This is a genomic window from Streptomyces roseofulvus (genome assembly GCF_039534915.1).
Taxonomy (GTDB): Bacteria; Actinomycetota; Actinomycetes; order Streptomycetales; family Streptomycetaceae; genus Streptomyces; species Streptomyces roseofulvus.
The window spans coordinates 7,610,748-7,628,354 of record NZ_BAAAWE010000001.1 but is presented as its reverse complement, the minus strand read 5'-3'; the positions used below and the strand labels follow the sequence as shown (position 1 = coordinate 7,628,354).

General features: G+C 74.9%; 20 protein-coding genes. 7 read left to right on the top strand and 13 right to left on the bottom strand.

What is annotated here, in order from left to right:
• Positions 1 to 146: 146 nt before the first annotated feature.
• Entirely contained in the window at positions 147 to 635 is a 489-nt protein-coding gene (locus ABFY03_RS35140) for an SRPBCC family protein (protein WP_319012260.1), read from the bottom strand.
• A gap of 167 nt (positions 636 to 802) precedes the next feature.
• On the opposite strand from ABFY03_RS35140, the gene ABFY03_RS35135 reads away from it, so the two are divergent.
• The 6 genes from ABFY03_RS35135 to ABFY03_RS35110 all read left to right on the top strand — a co-directional run bounded on the left by ABFY03_RS35135 (position 803) and on the right by ABFY03_RS35110 (position 5,328).
• Positions 803 to 1,402, top strand: a complete 600-nt coding sequence (locus ABFY03_RS35135; RefSeq protein ID WP_319012259.1) for a PadR family transcriptional regulator — start codon at positions 803 to 805, stop codon at positions 1,400 to 1,402.
• 89 nt (positions 1,403 to 1,491) lie between these two features.
• Entirely contained in the window at positions 1,492 to 1,950 is a 459-nt protein-coding gene (locus ABFY03_RS35130) for a peroxiredoxin (protein ID WP_346171880.1), read from the top strand.
• A gap of 276 nt (positions 1,951 to 2,226) precedes the next feature.
• Positions 2,227 to 2,634 carry an SHOCT domain-containing protein gene (locus ABFY03_RS35125; RefSeq protein WP_319012257.1) on the top strand — a complete coding sequence of 136 codons (408 nt, stop codon included), beginning with the start codon at positions 2,227 to 2,229 and terminating at the stop codon, positions 2,632 to 2,634.
• Positions 2,635 to 2,731: 97 nt separating this feature from the next.
• Positions 2,732 to 3,175 carry an RrF2 family transcriptional regulator gene (locus ABFY03_RS35120; RefSeq protein WP_319012256.1) on the top strand — a complete coding sequence of 148 codons (444 nt, stop codon included), beginning with the start codon at positions 2,732 to 2,734 and terminating at the stop codon, positions 3,173 to 3,175.
• An 89-nt stretch (positions 3,176 to 3,264) separates the two neighbouring features.
• Positions 3,265 to 4,452, top strand: coding sequence for a globin domain-containing protein (locus ABFY03_RS35115; RefSeq protein ID WP_319012255.1), 1,188 nt, complete (start codon positions 3,265 to 3,267; stop codon positions 4,450 to 4,452).
• Positions 4,453 to 4,563: 111 nt separating this feature from the next.
• Entirely contained in the window at positions 4,564 to 5,328 is a 765-nt protein-coding gene (locus tag ABFY03_RS35110) for a rod shape-determining protein MreC (RefSeq protein ID WP_319012254.1), read from the top strand.
• A gap of 22 nt (positions 5,329 to 5,350) precedes the next feature.
• Here the strand turns inward: ABFY03_RS35110 and ABFY03_RS35105 are convergent, their stop codons facing one another.
• From ABFY03_RS35105 to ABFY03_RS35075, 7 genes are all read right to left on the bottom strand, one after another.
• Positions 5,351 to 5,722, bottom strand: coding sequence for a peptidase inhibitor family I36 protein (locus ABFY03_RS35105; RefSeq protein WP_319012253.1), 372 nt, complete (start codon positions 5,720 to 5,722; stop codon positions 5,351 to 5,353).
• Positions 5,719 to 6,435 (bottom strand): hypothetical protein, encoded by a 717-nt coding sequence (locus ABFY03_RS35100; protein WP_346171879.1) that lies wholly within the window; start codon positions 6,433 to 6,435, stop codon positions 5,719 to 5,721. The genes ABFY03_RS35105 and ABFY03_RS35100 overlap by 4 nt, the downstream gene beginning before the upstream one ends.
• A gap of 384 nt (positions 6,436 to 6,819) precedes the next feature.
• A complete protein-coding gene (locus tag ABFY03_RS35095) occupies positions 6,820 to 7,602 on the bottom strand; it encodes a polysaccharide deacetylase family protein (protein WP_346171878.1) in 783 nt (260 codons plus the stop codon).
• A 223-nt stretch (positions 7,603 to 7,825) separates the two neighbouring features.
• The gene (locus ABFY03_RS35090) at positions 7,826 to 8,203 is read right to left on the bottom strand and encodes a hypothetical protein (protein WP_319012296.1); all 378 of its coding nucleotides are present in this window, start codon (positions 8,201 to 8,203) and stop codon (positions 7,826 to 7,828) included.
• Between the two features lie 75 nt (positions 8,204 to 8,278).
• Positions 8,279 to 9,826, bottom strand: a complete 1,548-nt coding sequence (locus tag ABFY03_RS35085; RefSeq protein ID WP_346171877.1) for an ATP-dependent DNA ligase — start codon at positions 9,824 to 9,826, stop codon at positions 8,279 to 8,281.
• Between the two features lie 50 nt (positions 9,827 to 9,876).
• Complete coding sequence (locus tag ABFY03_RS35080) at positions 9,877 to 10,998, bottom strand: DUF6397 family protein (protein ID WP_346171876.1); 1,122 nt, start codon at positions 10,996 to 10,998, stop codon at positions 9,877 to 9,879.
• 136 nt (positions 10,999 to 11,134) lie between these two features.
• Entirely contained in the window at positions 11,135 to 11,539 is a 405-nt protein-coding gene (locus ABFY03_RS35075; RefSeq protein ID WP_319012248.1) for a roadblock/LC7 domain-containing protein, read from the bottom strand.
• A 169-nt stretch (positions 11,540 to 11,708) separates the two neighbouring features.
• Here ABFY03_RS35075 and ABFY03_RS35070 point away from each other — a divergent pair, with 169 nt between their 5' ends.
• Complete coding sequence (locus ABFY03_RS35070) at positions 11,709 to 12,134, top strand: PPOX class F420-dependent oxidoreductase (RefSeq protein ID WP_319012247.1); 426 nt, start codon at positions 11,709 to 11,711, stop codon at positions 12,132 to 12,134.
• Between the two features lie 30 nt (positions 12,135 to 12,164).
• Here the strand turns inward: ABFY03_RS35070 and ABFY03_RS35065 are convergent, their stop codons facing one another.
• From ABFY03_RS35065 to ABFY03_RS35045, 5 genes are all read right to left on the bottom strand, one after another.
• The gene (locus ABFY03_RS35065; RefSeq protein ID WP_346171875.1) at positions 12,165 to 12,776 is read right to left on the bottom strand and encodes a GTP-binding protein; all 612 of its coding nucleotides are present in this window, start codon (positions 12,774 to 12,776) and stop codon (positions 12,165 to 12,167) included.
• Positions 12,757 to 13,185, bottom strand: a complete 429-nt coding sequence (locus ABFY03_RS35060; protein WP_319012245.1) for a DUF742 domain-containing protein — start codon at positions 13,183 to 13,185, stop codon at positions 12,757 to 12,759. The genes ABFY03_RS35065 and ABFY03_RS35060 overlap by 20 nt, the downstream gene beginning before the upstream one ends.
• A gap of 12 nt (positions 13,186 to 13,197) precedes the next feature.
• On the bottom strand, positions 13,198 to 13,632 hold the full coding sequence (locus ABFY03_RS35055) for a roadblock/LC7 domain-containing protein (protein WP_319012244.1): 435 nt from the start codon (positions 13,630 to 13,632) through the stop codon (positions 13,198 to 13,200).
• Positions 13,629 to 16,595, bottom strand: coding sequence for a sensor histidine kinase (locus ABFY03_RS35050; protein ID WP_346171874.1), 2,967 nt, complete (start codon positions 16,593 to 16,595; stop codon positions 13,629 to 13,631). Before ABFY03_RS35050 ends, ABFY03_RS35055 begins: the two co-directional genes overlap by 4 nt.
• A gap of 128 nt (positions 16,596 to 16,723) precedes the next feature.
• A complete protein-coding gene (locus tag ABFY03_RS35045) occupies positions 16,724 to 17,560 on the bottom strand; it encodes an MHYT domain-containing protein (RefSeq protein ID WP_346171873.1) in 837 nt (278 codons plus the stop codon).
• Positions 17,561 to 17,607 lie beyond the last annotated feature (47 nt).

Below are 17,607 nucleotides of genomic sequence, written 5' to 3'. Positions count from 1 at the left end.
GTCGGACACCCTCCCCTTTCGTCGCCGGCCGGACGGCGGGCCGGCGGACGGACACCGGTCACGTCATCAGAACCGACGGCAGGAGGAAACGATGATCACAGGGGCGGGCGTGGCGGGCGAGAGGCCCGGGAGACGACTCGAATGGGTCAGCGGGGCGGTTCCGGAAGCTCTTCGCCGGTCTCCAGGAGCGACTTCAGGCTGGAGACGATCGCGGGCCAGCCCTCCCCGATGAGCCCCCGCATGATGCCGTCCGGTTCCAGGCCGCCGTGGGTGACGGTCAGCTTGACCATGTCGTCGCCGGAGGGTTCGAGGTCGAAGGCGACGGTGGACCGGCGCTCGCCGGAGAGGAGCCCGTACACCTCGTCGTCCAGCCGGACCGCCTTCGCCCATTCGGGGGTGAAGGTGTGCCAGGTGTACGCGAGCCGGCGGCCCGGCACGGCCTCGACGACCACCTGCTCGGGGTCGGCGGTCCGCCGGCCGCCCTCGTCCCACACCATCTCCGCGCCGGGGGTCCACTCCGTCTCGAAGGCCACGCCCCAGTAGCGCCGGGTCAGTTCCGGCTCCGTCAGCGCCTTCCAGAGGTCGTCCGGGGACGTCCTGATGTAGCTGGTGTAGACGTACGCGTCGGTGTCCATGGCGCTGCTCGCTCCTCCGGCTCCCCCGGTCGTCTCCCCGTGGTGTCTGGTGATCCAGCGTAGGCAGGCCCCGGGCCGGGTGCCACGCAGGACCGCGCGGACCGGCGGGCCCGTGGCCGTTGAATAGGTGCGGAGGAAACTATTCAACGGACTGCTAGCGTGTCCGGATGTCCCTCAAGCACGCCGTCCTCGCAGCTCTTCTGGAGGGCGAGGCATCCGGATACGACCTCGCCAAGATCTTCGACGTGTCCGTCGCCAATTTCTGGGCCGCCACCCCCCAGCAGCTCTACCGCGAGCTCGACCGCCTGTCGGAGGCCGGTCTCATCACCGCGCGGGTCGTCGAGCAGGAACGCCGCCCCAACAAGCGGATGTTCAGCCTCACCCCGGAGGGGCGCCGGGACCTCGACGGCTTCACCTCCGTGGCACCGCGGCCGACCGCGGTCCGCGACGAGCTGATGGTGCAGGTGCAGGCGTGCGACGGCGGTGACACCGAGGCCGTGCGGAGCTTCGTGGCGCAGCGGATGGACGTCTCCCGGGAGAAGCTCGCCCGGTACGACCGGCTGCGGCAGTGGCTGCTCGGCGACCGGGACGAGGAGACGTATCTGCGCGAGTCCGAGCGGGTCGGGCCGTATCTGACGCTGATGCGCGGCCGGTTGCTGGAGGAGGAGAACCTCCGGTGGGGCGAGCGGGTGCTGGCGATCCTCGACGCGCGGATCGCGGCCGGCCGGGGCGGCGGCGGGGTGACGGCGGCTCCTACGTTGCGGTAGAACTCTCGGGTAGTCCGCCGGGCAGGCCGGCGGGCGCGGCCAGGGCGGACACCGGGAGGCCGGGACGCCCGACGAAGGGGGCGGACCGCATGAACGTCGGTGATCTCGTCGAGGACTTCACCCTGCCGGACGAGACCGGGACCCCGCGCTCCCTCTCCGGGCTGCTCGCCGAGGGGCCGGTCGTCCTCTTCTTCTACCCGGCGGCGATGACGCCCGGCTGCACCGCCGAGGCGTGCCACTTCCGCGACCTGGCTGCCGAGTTCCGCGCGGCGGGCGCGCAGCCCGTGGGCGTCAGCGGCGACGACGTGGAGAAGCAGCGGGAGTTCACCGAGCGCCACTCGCTGGGCTATCCGCTGCTCTCCGACCCCAAGGGCGCGGTCCGCGAGCGCTTCGGCGTGCGGCGCGGCTTCTCGCTGGCCCCGACGAAGCGGGTCACCTTCGTCATCGGCCAGGACCGGCGGGTGCGCGAGGTCGTCCGCAGCGAGCTGCGGATGAGCGCCCACGCGGACCGTGCGCTGGCCGCGCTCGCGGCGCTGCGCGCGTCCTGAGGCGGGCCGTCGGCACCGGTGCGGCCCGCGGCGGCGCGGGCGGGGCTCCTCCGGACGGGGGAGCCGGCCCACTCCGCCGGGCCCGTGGCGCTCCGGCCCTCGTCGTCCTCGCGGATCGCCGTCCGCGTACGGGTGTTCCCATCCGAACACGGTGGCGGGCGGCCCGCACGCGGAGCCCGGGGCGGGCCGCCACGACATGCGGGCGCGGGCCGGACGGGTGAGACTCGCTCCAACGCACGGCCCTCCCGGCCGGGCGACGGATCGGAGTGTGCAGGAATGGACGACTACCCCCTCCTGAACGTCTTCTGGACGATGCTGTGGTTCTTCCTCTGGATCATGTGGCTCTTCCTGCTCTTCAAGGTCATCACGGACATCTTCCGGGACCACGAGCTGGGCGGCTGGGGCAAGGCGGGCTGGCTGATCTTCTGCATCCTGCTTCCCTACCTCGGCGTGCTGGTCTACGTGATCGCGCGCGGCAAGGGCATGGGCGCGCGTGACGTGAAGCAGGCGAAGGACGCGGAGGCCCGCTTCCAGGAGTACATCCGGCAGACCGCCGGCACCCAGGCCGCCGCGGGCGGCACCCCGAGCGCCACGGACGAGCTGGCGCGGCTCGCGGACCTCAAGGAGAAGGGCGCGATCTCCGAGCAGGAGTTCCAGCAGGCGAAGGCCAAGGTCCTCTCCTGACCCCTCCCGCCCCGCCCCGCCCGGTCGAGGCGGCCCCGTGTCCCGGACTCCGCACCCTTAAGGCGAGTCCGGGATACGTCTTTGGTACGGTCATGCCGTGAGGTTGACCAAGTTCACCGACCTGGCCCTGCGCGCCGTGATGCGCCTGGCGGTCACCGACGACGCCGAGCCCGTCACCACCCGCGTGGTGGCGGAGGAGATGGCCGTGCCGCACGCCCACATGGCGAAGGTGGTCACCCGACTCCAGCACCTCGGCGTGGTGGAGGCCCGACGCGGACGCGGGGGCGGGCTCGCCCTCACCGACTTCGGCCGGCGCTCCTCGGTGGGCTGGCTGACCAGGACGCTGGAGGGCGAGGAGGAGGTCGTCGGCTGCGAGGCCGATCCGCCGTGCCCGCTGCGGGCGGCCTGCCGGCTGCGGGGCGCGCTGCGGGAGGCGCAGGACGCCTTCTACCGCACGCTCGACCCGCTCACGGTGGCCGACCTCGTGGGGGCGCCGACCGGCCCCGTGCTGCTCTCCCTCACTCCGCGCCCCCCTTCCTGACCCGGCGCCCGTCGGCCCGGGCGGTTCGCGCCGCCCGGGACTCCGCGTCGATTTAAATACGTAGATCATCTACCAGATTGAGAGTTCCGATGCTGTCCGAGCAGGCCGTACCCGTCGTCCGCGCCACGCTGCCCGCCGTCGGCGGGGCCCTCGACGAGATCACCGAGCGCTTCTACGGGCGGCTCTTCGCCGCCCACCCCGAGCTGCTGCGCGACCTCTTCAACCGGGGCAACCAGGCCAGCGGCGACCAGCGCAAGGCGCTGGCCGGCTCCATAGCCGCCTTCGCCGTCGCCCTCCTGGAGCACCCCGACACCCGCCCCGACACACTGCTGTCCCGCATCGCGCACAAGCACGCCTCGCTCGGCGTCACCGCGGACCAGTACAAGATCGTTCACGAGCACCTCTTCGCCGCGATCGTCGAGGTGCTCGGCGAGGCCGTCACCCCCGAGGTCGCCCAGGCGTGGGACGAGGTCTACTGGCTGATGGCGAACGCGCTCATCGCCCTGGAGAGCCGCCTCTACCAGGAGGCGGGCGTCGAGGACGGTCAGGTCTGGCGCCCGGTGCGGATCGCCGAGCGGCGCGAGGAGACCCCGGACACCGCCTCGTTCGTCCTCACCGACCCGGACGGCTCCCCGCTCCCCGTCTTCCGGCCCGGCCAGTACGTGAGCGTCCGCGTGACGCTGGCGGACGGCGCCCACCAGATCCGCCAGTACAGCCTCTCCTCCGCGCCGGGCCGTCCGGCGTGGCGCATCACGGTGAAGCGGGTCGACGGCGACCCGGCCGGCGAGGTCTCCCACCGGCTCCACGCCCACGCGGCCGCCGGAGACCTCCTGGAGGTCTCCGCGCCCTTCGGCGACCTGGTGCTGCCCGAGGGCGACACTCCGCTGCTGCTCGCCTCCGCCGGCATCGGCAGCACCCCGATGCTCGCCATGCTCGACCACCTCGCCGCCACCGGCTCCCGCCGCCCGGTCGTGGTCGTGCACGCCGACCGCTCCCCCGGCACGCACGCCCACGCCGAGGAGCTGCGCGAGCTCGTCGGCAGGCTCCCGCAGGGCAGCCTGCACCTCTGGTACGAGGAGCCGGGCACGTCCGGCGCCCGCGAGGGCCTCGCCGACGTGACCGCGCTGGAGCTGCCGGCCGGCACGAGCGCCTACCTGTGCGGCCCGCTCCCCTTCCTGCGGTCGGTCCGGGGCGACCTCGTGGCCTCCGGTGTCGCCGCGGCCGACGTCCACTACGAGGTCTTCGGCCCGGATCTCTGGCTGGGAGCCTCTGCCTGACCATGATCCTTGGATCCTGAAGCACCGTGGCGTTCCCGTTGCGGATCCTGCATAGTGTGGGCGCGGATCGGCCTCGTAATCAGTGGGCCGACAGGACCTGGACGGACATCGATGGGATCGTACGGAGCGGGTGGCACCCACCGGGACGCGCGACGGCCGGTGCGCGGGATAGCCCTCGACATCGGCAGCTCGCGCACGCGGGCCTGGGCCCCGGGCGCGGGCGTCTTCGCGGACGTGCCGAGCGCGGCGGTCCGGCGCGGCCGGATCGCGGACACCCCCTCGCAGCAGCTGCTCCTGAAGCGACTGGCCGCCTCCGCCCCCGGCGGCGAGAGCCACGACACCGTCGTGATGCTGACCCACCCGGTGCTCGCCGCCCCCGCGGAGCGCGAGGCGGCCCGCCGCGCCGTCGCCGGACTCGGCCCCCTCCGGGTGATCGCCGTCGACAGCGCCCGGGCCGCGGCCGCCTACGCGGCGCCGCCCGGCGGGGGTCCCCTGCTCGTGGTGGACCTCGGCGCCCGGCTGACCGAGGTCACGCTCGTCGTCGACGGCCAGGTGCAGGACGCCCGGCTCGCCGAACTCGGCGTGGACGACCTGCCGGCGCACGGCGGACTGCCCGACGCGGTGGCGGGGACCGCCGCCGACATGGTGAGCGACATGTGGCGCGCGGACGGCACCGGCGCCGTCCGCGGGGCGCTGCGCCGGGGCGTGCTGGTGACCGGCGGAGGCGCGCTCCGGCTCGATGTGACGGCGCGGCTCGCGCAGGTGCTGCGCGGCCGGGTCCGGCTGGCCAACGATCCGGCGACCAGCGTGGTCCGGGGCGCGGGCCTGATGCTGGCCTCGGCGCTGCGGCACCCGGGGGCCCGGCGCACCCCGTGACCGGGGCGCGCCGGGGCCGGGGTCAGCAGCCGGTGGCCCAGATGTGGGAGTCGCCGCGGTCGTTGGCCGCGGCGAAGTAGCCCACCTCCTGGCCGGGAGCGAGGCAGATCGTCATGCTGCCGCCCTGCCAGGCGCTCTCGTAGACCCGCACGTGGTCCTTGATGCCGGGGCCGGAGATGCCGTGGTTCGCCCACGAGGAGTCGGTGTCGGAGATCCAGCTCTCCCACCAGCCGTCGTCGCCGCTCCAGTTGGCCCGCTGTCCGCCGAAGTTGGCGTCCTGCCAGACGCAGAAGTGGCCGGAGGGACATTCGGCGGCGGTGGCGGAGCCGGCGACGGCGAGGCCGCTGGTGAGGGCGAGCAGGGCGGCGGCCGTGGTGGCCAGGATGCGCTTCACGAGGGTGTGTCGCCTTTCGGTGGTGAGGTGGACGCGGGCAGCCGGACCGCCCGCAGCAGCGCGCGGTCGCGCAACTGCCGGTAGGTGGTGAGCTCGTCGTGGTGCAGGGCGCGCACCTCGGCCAGCTCGACGCGCTCCAGTCGGGCGCGGGTCTCGTCGAGGCCGCTCTCCCGCGCGCAGCGGGCGGCGTCCTCGGGGTCGGGCCGCTCCGGGCGGGGCCGGCCCGCCGGTGCGACGCAGGCGGTCCAGCGGGCGAGGGCGGCCCGGTGGTCGGGGTCGTCCCGGTAGCGGGCCTGGGCCTCGGCCCGGAGGTTGTCGACGACGACCTGCACCCGGAACCAGCGGTGCTGGTCGCCGTAGAGCCGGTCGCGGGCGGCGGCGACGCAGCCGTCGCTGTGGGCGGTGACCGTGGCGCCGGTGGCGAGCGTCACGGAGAGTTCACGCGGCCCGGTGCCGAAGAGGGCGGCCTGGAGGGCCCGGTCCTCGGCGGGGGCGCGCGGTTCGGCGGTGGTCCGGATGCCGCGCGCGGCGAGGCAGTCGTCGGTGAACCGCCGCTCCGCCGCCTTGAGGAGCGCGTCCTGCGCGGCGCGCGCGGACGGTACGGCGGGCGGTCCCGGCTGGTCGGAGCGGACGGAGGCGCAGCCGGTGAGCAGGGCCAGCGCGGCCGCGGCCGGCAGGGCCCGGCGGGCGAGCGGTGTGGTGGCGAGCGGCATGGGTCCCCCTTCGCACGATGGCGCGGTGCCGGGTCGGCGGTGGGCCGGAGGATGATCACCCGCGACCCGAGCGATCACTGCCCGTGACGAGACGGGTCATGCGCGGCCTCACTCGAACGGGTCGAACGCGCCGTTGTGCGCGCCCCTCGTGCGCCGTGCGAGCCTCCCCGGACATGGCGAGGCCCCGGCTGGACGGGGGGTTCCAGCCGGGGCCGTTCGCCGTGACGGGCGAAGGGCGGTCACCTCCGGGGGGGACCTGGGGACCGGGCCCCTTCGCCGTCACATAAGGGAGAACGGCGAACCTTTTCCCGATGTTCCGGGCAGTACGGGGTGAAGGGTGTGAGTCGGGTCACCCGCGCCGAGGCGGCGGGCCCGCCCCTGCGTTCAGTCCTTCTCGGGCCGGTAGACCTCGCCGGCGCGGGCGGTGCCGGGGGCGAGGAGTTCGGGGACGGTGACGAAGGTGTAGCCGCGCTCCTTGAGCTCGTCGATGATCCCGGGCACGGCGGGGACGGTGCCGTCGTAGATGTCGTGGAGGAGGATGACGCCGTCCCGGTGCGCCTGGGTGAGGACGCGTTCCCGTATCAGGGCCGAGTCGGTCGTGGAGTAGTCCTTGGCGGTGATGCTCCAGAGAATCTGCGCGAGACCGAGCTCGCGGCTGACGTCGGCGACGGTGGAGTCGGTGCGACCCTGCGGCGGGCGCATGAGGACGGGCTTGCGGCCGGTGATCCTCTCGATGGCGCCCTGGGTGCGGGAGAGTTCCTCGCGGACCTCGTTCTCCTCCAGGTCGGTGAGGATCCGGTGCGACCAGGTGTGGTTGGCGACCTCGTGCCCCTCGTCCGCGATGCGCCGCACGACCTCGGGGTAGCGCTCGACGTGCTTGCGGCCGAGGAGGAAGAAGGTGGCGGGGACGTGCTCCTTCTTGAGGACGTCGAGGAGGCGCGGGGTGTCCTCGCCCGGGCCGGCGTCGAAGGTGAGGGCGATGCACTTCGCCCGGGCACAGTCGACCCGCCGGGGTGTCGCGCCCGCCTTGCCGTCGTCTCCCGACTCGGCCCGCGCGTCCTGTGGGGTGAGGGGGTCCACGCCGCAGCCGCTCAGCGTGAGGAGGAGCGTGGCGGCGAGCAGGACGGCGGTCCTCCCACCGCGGCGGCCCGGCCTGGATCGGAACATGGTGGTACCCGCTTTCCCCGGTTTCGTGTGTGACGCGGCCATCTCCACGCCTGGTCAGGGCGGGTGTACCGATGGCCGCCGTGAACTCTACACACGGTGTATACCGGGGTCGGGAAGGGGGGTACCAGCGTCGTCTTCCGCGGGCACGACCAAGCCCCGGGCGGGGCCCGTCCGCTCCACCCGGGGTGTCCCGTACCGTCCGTGCCGGCTCGCCCCGGAGCGATCAGCGGGAGGCGAGGAGCAGGCGCGCCTCGGTCTCCTGGTCGCCCGAGACCGCCTGCAGGGACTCGATGTCGAAGCCGGCCGCGAGCACCCTCTCGACCTCGCCGACGGCGTGGTAGCCGCCGGTCAGCAGGGCGCCGACCTTGCCGGTGAGCCGCGGGGGCCGCGACGGCTCCTCGCGCTGCCCGCCGGAGGTGTCGAACGTGGCCATCCACACGGTGGTGGCCGGTCCCGTGCCCGCCGGGCTCGGGGGCTCCATGTCCTCCAGCCGGTAGTAGTGATCGAGGACCTCGAACACGGCCCGCGCGTCCTCCTGCCGGCAGTCGCTCAGCTGGACGGTGACGTCGGTGTCGATGTGCAAGTCGTACACGTCGCTCATCTCCTCGTGGCAGCGTGCCACTCTTCCAGCATCCCCCTTCCGCCGCGCCGCGTCGACGGCTCCCGCCCGCCGGACTCAGCCGGCGGCGAGCAGGGACTCGACGGTGTCGGCCTCGGCGGCGGTCTTGTCCGGGCGGTACCGCAGCACGCGGGCGAAGCGGAGGGTGATGCCGGCCGGGTAGCGGGTGGAGCGCTGGAGGCCGTCGTAGGCGATCTCCACGACCAGCTCGGGGCGGACCCTGACGGTGAACCCGTCGTCCTCGACGGCCAGTCCCCGGAGGCGGTCGGTCTGCCACCGGAGCATCTCGTCGGTGAGTCCCTTGAAGGTCTTGCCGAGCATCACGAAGCCGCCGCCCTCCGCCCGGGCGCCGAGGTGCAGGTTCGACAGAAAGCCGGTACGGCGGCCGTGGCCCCGTTCGGCGGCGAGGACGACGAGGTCGACGGTGTGGACGGGCTTCACCTTGAGCCAGGTCCGCCCCCGCTTGCTCGCCACATAGGGCTCGTCGAGCGCCTTCACCAGCACGCCCTCATGGCCCCGGGCGAGGGTGTCGGCGAGGAACCGCTCGGCCGCCTCCACCTGGGCGGGATCGTCGGGGGCGGCGACCTCGACGCGGCGCACCCTGCGCTCCTCGGGCAGAAGGCGGGCGAGGACCGCGTGCCGGGCGCGGCCGGGGCGGTCGACGAGGGGGTCCCCGTCCGCGGCGAGGACGTCGAAGAAGACCGGGGTGAGCGGCAGCGCGGCTCGGGCGCCGGTGACGTCCGCGGGGGAGCCGACGCGGCCGGCGATGGACTGGAACGCGACCGGACGGCCGGTGCCGGGGTCGAGGGCGATCAGCTCGCCGTCGAGGATGAACGACTCCGACGGCACGTCGAGGGCGACGGCGACGACCTCGGGCAGCCGGGCCGTGATGTCGTCGAGGGAGCGGGTGTGCACCCGCACCGCCGCGCCGTCGCGATGCACCTGGATCCTGATGCCGTCCAGCTTCTCCTCCACCGCGCACGGCCCGAGCGCCGCCACCGCCTCGGTGACGGAACCGGCCGTGTGCGCCAGCATCGGCTGCACGGCCCGGCCGACGCGCAAGGTGAACCGGTCGAGAGCGGTACGCCCTTCCGCGAGGACCGCCTGCGCCACCGGCGGCAGCGAGCCCTCCAGCATCACGGCCCGCCGCAGCTCCGCGGCCGGCACGTCCGCCGCCTTGGCCACGCCCTCCAGCGCGACCGCGTCGAGCGCCCCCTGCCGCACCTCCCCGGAGAGCAGCCGCACCAGCAGCTCCTGCTCCTCGACGGTCGCCGCCGCGCACAACTCGTGGACTCTGCGCGCCCGTTCCGCCTGGGAGCCGGGCCCGGCCACGGCCGCGAGCGCCTCCATCGCCGCGTCCACGTCGGCGAGTGTCAGCGCCGGCTCGGCCGCCGGAGGCACGGCCGGCGGCACCACCTGTCTGAGCGTGCTCCAGCCGACGCCGATCCGGCCCTGCGGCAGCCGACCCGAGAGGTAGGCGATGACGAGCGGGCTCTCCTCGGGGGTGGCCTCGGCGAACAGTTCGGCGAGCAGGGCGGTCTTCCGCGACCGCGCCGAGGCGGCGGCGACCTGCCGGGAGACCTCCGCGACACGGGCCAGCAACATGTCCCCATCGTCACCGGGCACCCTCACCGCCGCACCCGCAACCGGCGTCGTCACGCCCAGTCACGCCGCACACCCCACCCCGCACCGGACGCCCGCCGCCCGGGGAAGGAGCGCCGCATCCGCGCCAGAAGCCCCGGCCTCCGGGTCCCCGGCGCCCGGCCCGGCGGCCGCGCCACCCGGCCGCGCGGACGGCCGCACGGACGGTCGGACGGACGAGCGGGTGGCCGAGCGGGTGGGCGAACGGTCGGCCGCTCCGGAGCCTCCGGCACCTCGGGCGCCCGCGCCACGAACTCCCGCGCCCCGAGCTCCCGCACCGCCGGTGCCGGTTCCGCATCCGGCCGGGCACGCTCTCCCGGGTAGGGCGCCTGCCGGGCGGCACGGGCCTCGTCCAGGGCGAGAGCGAGGCTCATCCGGTGCCACAGGATCTCGTCGGGGTCGTCGGCGCGGACCAGCCGGTCGGCGACCTCGCGGCCTGCGCCCGAGACCGGGAAGCCCGGCGGCGGGGCCGGCCGCAGCCGGTCCAGATGGGCGCGCTCGTAGGGGTCGTCGACCACCTCCGCGATCTGGACCGGGTCGAGCAGCGAGGCGATCGCCGCCGCCCGGGCCCACGGGTCGTCGCTGCCGCGCAGCAGCAGCGCCAGGTGGCGGGTGCGCCAGTTCCTGGCCCGCAGGTCCTCCCCCGCCGCCTCCCGCTCCCGCACCGCCGCCGGCATCCGGCCGGAGAGCAGGGCGGGGTGGTCCTCGCCGAAGGCGGTGACCTCGGCCGCCACGTACAGCCAGATCACCGTCCGGTAGCGGTTGAGGTAGAAGCGCACCGGGCTCAGATGGCCCGTGCGGGCCAGGCGGCCGAACCGGCCGGCGGTGATGCCGAGGAGCCCCGCCGCCTCCGCCGCGCCGACCGTCCGGACGCGCTCGCGCAGACCGGCGGGGAAGTCCGGCGCCGCCTTGAGCCGGTCGATCTCGGCGCGCTCGACCGGGCGCCGCTCGGGCGGCCGGTCCCGGCCGCTCCCCCGGCCCCGGAGCATGCCACCGGGATCCGGCGCCGGGCCCGTCCTGATCAGTCCCATCCGCACGGCGAGCCGGAACTCCTCGCGCTTCAGCTCCAGCTCCTCCGCGGCCCGGGCCGCCGATACCGTCCGTGTCGTCACGTCCACCGTCATGGCGTCCGCCACCTCTCCGCTCCTCCTCCGGCCGGTCGGCCGACCGGGACGGGTTCCGGTGAACCCGACACCCACGAAGGTAACGGAGAGTGACGAAGGGTGGGCGCCCTGTGGACAACCGCCTGTGGACAACCGCGCGCCGCGACCGTCAGACCGCCGGACCGCCCGGTTGCCGCGCGGAGACGCCGAGGTGCTCACCGACCCGGTTGACCAGCAGCGTCATCTCATAGGCGACCTGGCCGACGTCCGCCTCCGCGTCACTCAGCACGCAGAGGCAGCTGCCGTCGCCCGCCGCCGTGACGAAGAGCAGCGCCTCGTCGAACTCGACCATCGTCTGCCGGGCCCGGCCCGCCCGGAAGTGCCGGCCGGAGCCGCGCGCCAGGCTGTGCAGGCCGGAGGAGACGGCGGCCAGGTGCTCCGCGTCCTCCCGGGCGAGTTCGCTGCTCGCGCCGGTCACCAGTCCGTCGTTCGACAGCACCAGTGCGTGCCGTATCGGTCCGACCCTGCGGGTCAGATCGTCCAGGAGCCAGTCGAGCCCCTTGTCCAGCGCCATGTGGTCCTCCCCCTCGTCGTTGCGGCCGCGCCGGCCGGGCCCCGTGCCCGCGTGCGCCGGTACGGACCGCGTGTCGCGGCAAGCCTTACGCACTGTCGTGGACAGGGCAAGCACCCCGGTCGGCCCGGGTGTGCCGCCGTCAGGCCACCGCGTGCCGCACGATGGGCGCATGACGAGAATGAGCGAGGAACAGTGGCGGGACTTCGTGTCCCGGGGGACCCGTACCGGCAAGCTCGCGACCGTGCGCGCGGACGGCAGCCCGCACGTCGTGCCGGTGTGGTTCGTACTGGACGGCGACGCCTTCGTGTTCAACACGGGCAAGGACACCGTGAAGGGCCGCAACCTCGCCCGGGACGGCCGCGTCTCCCTCTGCGTCGACGACGACGCCCCGCCGTTCTCGTACGTCACCCTCAGCGGTGTGGCCGAGCTCAGCGAGGACCCCGAGGAGCTGGTCCACTGGGCCACCCGGATCGGCGGCCGCTACATGGGCGAGGACCGCGCCGCGGAGTTCGGCGCCCGCAACGGCGTGCCGGGCGAGCTCGTCGTCCGGGTGAAGATCGAGAAGGTGACGTCGGCGGGCGGGGTGTCCGACTGACCTCCCGGCGGGGGCCGGTCGCCCGCCGGTTCAGCCGACCGTGTCGAGGAGCCGGGCGGTGTGCATCCGCCCGGCGTACTCGACGACCCGGATGAGGACCTCCTTGCCGGAGTCCCGGTCGCGCGCGTCGCACAGCACCACGGGCGTCCCCCGGTCCAGGTCCAGGGCGCGGGACACGTCCTGCGCCCCGTAGGAACGGGCGCCCTCGAAGCAGTTGACGGCCACCACGAACGGGATCTTGCGGTGCTCGAAGTAGTCGACCGCCGGGAAGCAGTCCTCCAGCCGCCGGGTGTCGGCGAGCACCACCGCGCCCAGGGCGCCCTGCGAGAGCTCGTCCCAGAGGAACCAGAAGCGGTCCTGGCCCGGGGTGCCGAAGAGGTACAGCGAGAGTCCCGCGCGGATCGTGATCCGGCCGAAGTCCATGGCGACCGTCGTGGTGGTCTTCTGGGCCACTCCCCCGGTGTCGTCGACGAGTTCGCCCGCCCGGCTGAGCCGTTCCTCGGTGCGCAGCGGGCGGATCTCGCTGACCGCGCCGACCAGCGTGGTCTTGCCGACGCCGAACCCGCCGGCGACCAGGATCTTCAGGGCGAGAGCGGTGTCGCCGCCGTCCGCGCCGGTGCTGTCAGAGCGCTCGTAGGCCATCGATCACTTCTCTCAGGATGCGTTCGTCGGGGAGCTGCGCGGGCGGTACGGGCCTGCTGACGCGTACGAAGCCCGATTCGAGGAGGTCGCCGAGAAGGACCCGGACGACGCCCACGGGGAGGTCGGCGTCGGCGGCGAGTTCGGCCACCGACTGGGTCTCGGCCCGGCAGAGGGTGAGCAGGGCGCGGTGTTCGGGGCCGAGGACGGCCTCCTCGGCCGGGCCCGGCGGGTCGTCGTCGACGACGACGAGGGCGATGAGGTCGAACCGCACGTTGCTCGGGCCGGGTTTGGTGCGGCCGCCGGTCATCGCGTACGGCCGGACGAGCGGCCCGGCGTCGGCGTCGTACCAGTGGCTGCCCGGTGCGGGCGGTCCGCCGCCGGCGGTGTCGCCGGTGCTGTCCATGGTCATGGGGGTCTCCGGTCAGCCGGCGGCCGGCGGGGTGGCCGCGAGCCGCGGCGGGGTGTGCAGGTGTTCGCCGACGCGTTTGACCAGCCGGGCCATCTCGTAGGCGATGAGGCCGATGTCGGCGCTGACGGAGCTGAGGACGGCCAGGCAGGAGCCGTCGCCGGCGGCGGCGACGAAGAGGAAGCCGTCGTCCATCTCGACCATGGTCTGCCGGACGCCGCCGGTGTGGAACTGGCGTCCGGCGCCCTTGGCGAGGCTGTGGAATCCGGAGGCGATGGCGGCGAGGTGTTCGGCGTCCTCGCGGCTGAGTCCGCTGGAGGCGCCGACCGCGAGGCCGTCGCTGGAGAGCACCACCGTGTGGCGGACGTCGCGCACCCTGTTCACCAGATCGTCGAGGAGCCAGTCGAGTTCGCCGGAGCGGTGGTGGGAGACCCTCTCGTGGTCGATCATGCGTCGTCTCCTTCGGATCGGGGGTCCTGGGGCGGGTTGGCGCGGGCACCGAAGTACGGGCCGAGGTCGGTACGCGCGCGTGCGTCGCCGCGCGGGTCGTGCGGGGCGCCGTGGGGGGCGGCTCCGTGGGACGCGGAGTCCGCGTGGAGCGCGGGATCGGCGTAGGGGCGCGTGACGCGGCCGGGGTCGGTCCCGGCCGGTGCGCCGACCGCGGAGGGTGCGCCGCCGCCGAGCGGCCGCCGGGCGCCCGGCGCGGGCCCGCCGCCGCGCTGCCAGCCGTCGCGGTAGGCGGCCATCCGGTCGCGTACCTGCTCGGGTGTCCGTTCCGGCGTGCCGGGGGCGGCGGGCGCGGGGACCGGGGCCGGTGCGGGCACCTCCCGCAGCTGCGGGACGAGGCTCGCCTGCCGGACGCGGCGGGGCAGGCCGGTGTCGGCGTCCACACTCCGGTCGTGCTCGGACGGCGACGGCGAGGGCGGCGACTGCGACGAACGCGCCGGTACGACAGGGCCTCCGCGCGGCCTCAGGGCGGTCACGCCCGCCGGCACGGAGGGCGGCGCGGACGGCGGTACGGCGGCGGGCCCGGCGTCCGGGGCCGGCGCGGGGACGGCCGCCGGGCGCGGCAGGGGCTGCGGCCGGCCCGGCGGGGGCGGGGCGAGGGGGGCACCCGCGGCCTCCGGTGCGGCGGGGGCGGCAGGAGCGCCGGCGAGGGCCTTCGGGGCGGCGGCGGGGGTACGGGGGTCGTCCGGCGGTCCCGCGAAGCGGCGGGCCTCCGCGCGGTGGGCCTCGGCCTGTTCGCGGGCGGCACGCTCCTCGCCCGGTGCGGCGGCCCCCGCGTCGGCGGTGTCGCCGGCCGGCGGGAGGGCGCCCTGGAGGAGGTCGGTGGGCAGCAGGACGACGGCGGTGGTGCCGCCGTACGGGGACGGCCGCAGATGGACCTTGATGGCGTGCCGGGAGGAGAGACGGCTGACGACGAAGAGGCCGAGCCGGTCGCTGTCGAAGAGGTCGAGGGCCTCGGAGTGGTCGATGCGGGCGTTGGCCTCGGCGAGGCTCTCCTTGCCCATGCCGAGTCCCCGGTCCTCGATCTCCAGGGCGTAGCCGTTGCCGACGGGTTCGCCGCTGACCCGGACCTTGGTGTGGGGCGGGGAGAACTGGGCGGCGTTCTCGATCAGTTCCGCGAGGAGGTGGGTGAGGTCGGCGACGGCGGCGCCCGCGACGGCGGTCTCGGGGAGCCTGCGCACCTCCACGCGCGCGTAGTCCTCGATCTCGGAGACGGCGGCGCGGACGACGTTGGTCAGCGGCACCGGCATGCGCCAGGCGCGGCCGGGGGCGGCGCCGCTGAGGATGATCAGGCTCTCGGCGTGCCGGCGCATCCGGGTGGTGAGGTGGTCGAGGCGGAAGAGGTCGCCGAGTTCGCCGGGGTCGTCGGCGCGCCGCTCCATGCTGTCCAGGAGGTTGAGCTGGCGGTGGACGAGGACCTGGCTGCGGCGGGCGAGGTTGACGAAGACGCCGGAGATGCCGCTGGCGAGTTCGGCGCGTTCGACGGCGGCGGAGAGGGCGGCCCGGTGGACGGTGGTGAGCGCTTCGCCGACCTGACCGATCTCGTCCTGGGGCGCGGGTCCCGGCGGGGCCTCCGCCTGGACGTCGATCTCCTCTCCCGCGCGGAGCCGGCTCATGGCGGCGGGGAGTTTGCGGCGGGCGATGCCGAGGGCGGTGTTGCGGAGGCTGACGAGTTCGACGACGAGCCCGCGGCCGATCCGGACCGAGATGACGAGGGAGGCGGCGACGGCGGCGAGGCCGAGGACGACGGCGGCGCCGGCCGGGCTGAGGATGCCGCCGGTGAAGGGGCCGGTGGCGTCGGTCGCGGCGGCGCGCGCGTCGCTCTCGACGGTGGCGAGCCCGGTGCGTACGGCGGCGAGGGCGGGGTCCCAGTCGGCGGAGGGCGCGGCCTGGGCGGCGGGCCGCCCGTCGGCGGCGGCGGAGACCCGGTCCTCGGCGGCGGTGAGCCGGGTGTGGTCGGTGTCGGCGGCGAGCCGGTTCCAGGCGTCCCGGCCGGCCGGCGGCAGGTCGGCGGTGGCCGAGGCGAGGAGGGTGCGGCGGGTCTCGACGGCGCCGGTGAAGGCGCGCTGGCGGGCGGCGGTCAGCCGGCCGGTGAGGTGGGCGGCGCCGAGGAGGGCGTCCTCGCGGGCGAGCATCTCGGAGGCGCGGGCGAGTTCGAGGAGCACGCGCGCGTGGGAGCCCTGGCCGGTGTCCTGGATGCCGCTGAGGGCTCCGCCGACGGCGAATCCGGCCGAGACCGCGGTGGTGTACTCCGCGTAGACCCGGTCCCAGTCGCCGCGGCCGCCGGCGGCGGCGGTGCGCGTCCGGGTGAGGCCCTGGGCCTCGCGGACGAAGGCGCCGACGCGGTCGGCGACGTCGGGGGGCAGGTCGCCGGAGTCGCCGACGGTGTGGCCGTCGCCGAGCCGGAGCCGGGCGACGGCCTCGTCGGTGCGGCGGATCCGGTCCTCGAGGTCGGCGGCGCGGGCGGCGCCCGGAGCGGCGATCTGCCGCAGGGCTGCGCGGCGTTCGTCCTGGAGGGCCGCGACGGCGGCGGACACCGGTCCGCGGATGTCGTCGTCGACGCGCTGCAGCTGGCGGATCCGGGCCATGTCCTGGGCGGTGGTGACGGTGGCGAAGCCCCAGAGGGCGAGGAGCGAGACGACGGGGACCATGAGGAGCGACACGATCTTGGCGCGCACGGTACGGGGCCGCAGGCCGCGTCGCCGGGAGTGCTCGGCGGGTGGCGCGACGGCGTCGCTCCCGGGGCCCTCCGCCGGGGCGCCGGCGTCGGTCGGGGTGTCGGGGCCGGCGTCGGCGGGGCGCGGTTCCGGTTCGTCGGCGGGCGGCCCGGCGTGCGCGCGCCGCCCGCGTGCGGTCGCCGGCGGCGCGGGCGCCACGGCGTCCTGGTTCTTGCGGGGAGTTCGCATGGGCTCCTCGTTCCGGCTGGAGGGGGAGGGTGGGGAATCCGGGAGACGGGGTGGAAGGGACGGGAGGCGGCGGTCGGCTGGTCGAGGGGGCGGACCGGTGGTCCGTGGTCGGGGGGACGGCCGGATGGTCAGGGGGCCGGCGTACGGAGGGGGTCGCGGCCGGCGCGGAATCCGGGCGGTGCCACGTCGACCGCGCGCTCGTCCGGTTCGGTGAGGCGTTCGGCGGAGGCGTACGCGGCCCGTTCCCCGGCCGTCGGGGAGAGGGCCACGAAGGCGGAGGTGATGAAGAGGTACGAGCCGAGGCCGACGGCCAGCGGGAAGATGAACTGCATGACGGTGGCGCCGGGGAGGTCCGCCGAGGAGGGGACGACGTCGACGCGGACCGCGAACATGCCCGTGTAGTGCATGCTGCTGACGGCCGCTCCCATGACGACGGAGGCGAGCGCGACCGCGATCGGGGCGTGGATGTTGAGGGCCGCCCAGAGGGCCGCGGTGGCGGCGACGACCGCGATGGCGACCGAGAGGGCGACGAGCAGCGGGTCGTAGTGGACGGTGCCGTGGAGGCGGAGGGCGGCCATGCCCATGTAGTGCATGCTCGCGACGCCGATCCCGGTCGTCAGGCCGCCGATCAGAAGCGATCGCACGCGGTCGCGTCCGTAACCCACGGCGAAGACGCCGACGCCCACGACGCCCATCGCGATGAGGAGGCTGAGGATGGTGAGCGGCACGTTGTAGCGGATGTCGGTGCCGGCGACGCCGAAGCCGAGCATCGCCACGAAGTGCATCGTCCAGATGCCGGTGCCGAACGCGGAGGCGGCGGTGAGCAGCCAGTTCCGTCGCGACCGGCCGGTCGCGTCGAGCGCGCGCACGGTGCAGCGCAGCCCCAGGGCGGCGCCGATGCAGGCCATCGCGTACGACAGCACAGGTGTCAGCCAGCCGAAGGTGGCGTGGTCCAGGTGTCCCATGACTGGGGGACGCTAGTGCGCACGAGGGGGCGCACAGGGGGCGCATT

Excerpts from the sequence above, each read along its gene's own strand:
- ABFY03_RS35140 (WP_319012260.1), bottom strand. The coding sequence starts at position 635 with ATGGACACCGACGCGTACGTCTACACCAGCTACATCAGGACGTCCCCG.
- ABFY03_RS35135 (WP_319012259.1), top strand. The coding sequence starts at position 803 with ATGTCCCTCAAGCACGCCGTCCTCGCAGCTCTTCTGGAGGGCGAGGCA.
- ABFY03_RS35130 (WP_346171880.1), top strand. The coding sequence starts at position 1,492 with ATGAACGTCGGTGATCTCGTCGAGGACTTCACCCTGCCGGACGAGACC.
- ABFY03_RS35125 (WP_319012257.1), top strand. The coding sequence starts at position 2,227 with ATGGACGACTACCCCCTCCTGAACGTCTTCTGGACGATGCTGTGGTTC.
- ABFY03_RS35115 (WP_319012255.1), top strand. The coding sequence starts at position 3,265 with ATGCTGTCCGAGCAGGCCGTACCCGTCGTCCGCGCCACGCTGCCCGCC.
- ABFY03_RS35110 (WP_319012254.1), top strand. The coding sequence starts at position 4,564 with ATGGGATCGTACGGAGCGGGTGGCACCCACCGGGACGCGCGACGGCCG.
- ABFY03_RS35100 (WP_346171879.1), bottom strand. The coding sequence starts at position 6,435 with ATGCCGCTCGCCACCACACCGCTCGCCCGCCGGGCCCTGCCGGCCGCG.
- ABFY03_RS35095 (WP_346171878.1), bottom strand. The coding sequence starts at position 7,602 with ATGTTCCGATCCAGGCCGGGCCGCCGCGGTGGGAGGACCGCCGTCCTG.
- ABFY03_RS35090 (WP_319012296.1), bottom strand. The coding sequence starts at position 8,203 with ATGAGCGACGTGTACGACTTGCACATCGACACCGACGTCACCGTCCAG.
- ABFY03_RS35085 (WP_346171877.1), bottom strand. The coding sequence starts at position 9,826 with ATGTTGCTGGCCCGTGTCGCGGAGGTCTCCCGGCAGGTCGCCGCCGCC.
- ABFY03_RS35075 (WP_319012248.1), bottom strand. The coding sequence starts at position 11,539 with ATGGCGCTGGACAAGGGGCTCGACTGGCTCCTGGACGATCTGACCCGC.
- ABFY03_RS35070 (WP_319012247.1), top strand. The coding sequence starts at position 11,709 with ATGACGAGAATGAGCGAGGAACAGTGGCGGGACTTCGTGTCCCGGGGG.
- ABFY03_RS35065 (WP_346171875.1), bottom strand. The coding sequence starts at position 12,776 with ATGGCCTACGAGCGCTCTGACAGCACCGGCGCGGACGGCGGCGACACC.
- ABFY03_RS35060 (WP_319012245.1), bottom strand. The coding sequence starts at position 13,185 with ATGACCATGGACAGCACCGGCGACACCGCCGGCGGCGGACCGCCCGCA.
- ABFY03_RS35055 (WP_319012244.1), bottom strand. The coding sequence starts at position 13,632 with ATGATCGACCACGAGAGGGTCTCCCACCACCGCTCCGGCGAACTCGAC.
- ABFY03_RS35050 (WP_346171874.1), bottom strand. The coding sequence starts at position 16,595 with ATGCGAACTCCCCGCAAGAACCAGGACGCCGTGGCGCCCGCGCCGCCG.
- ABFY03_RS35045 (WP_346171873.1), bottom strand. The coding sequence starts at position 17,560 with ATGGGACACCTGGACCACGCCACCTTCGGCTGGCTGACACCTGTGCTG.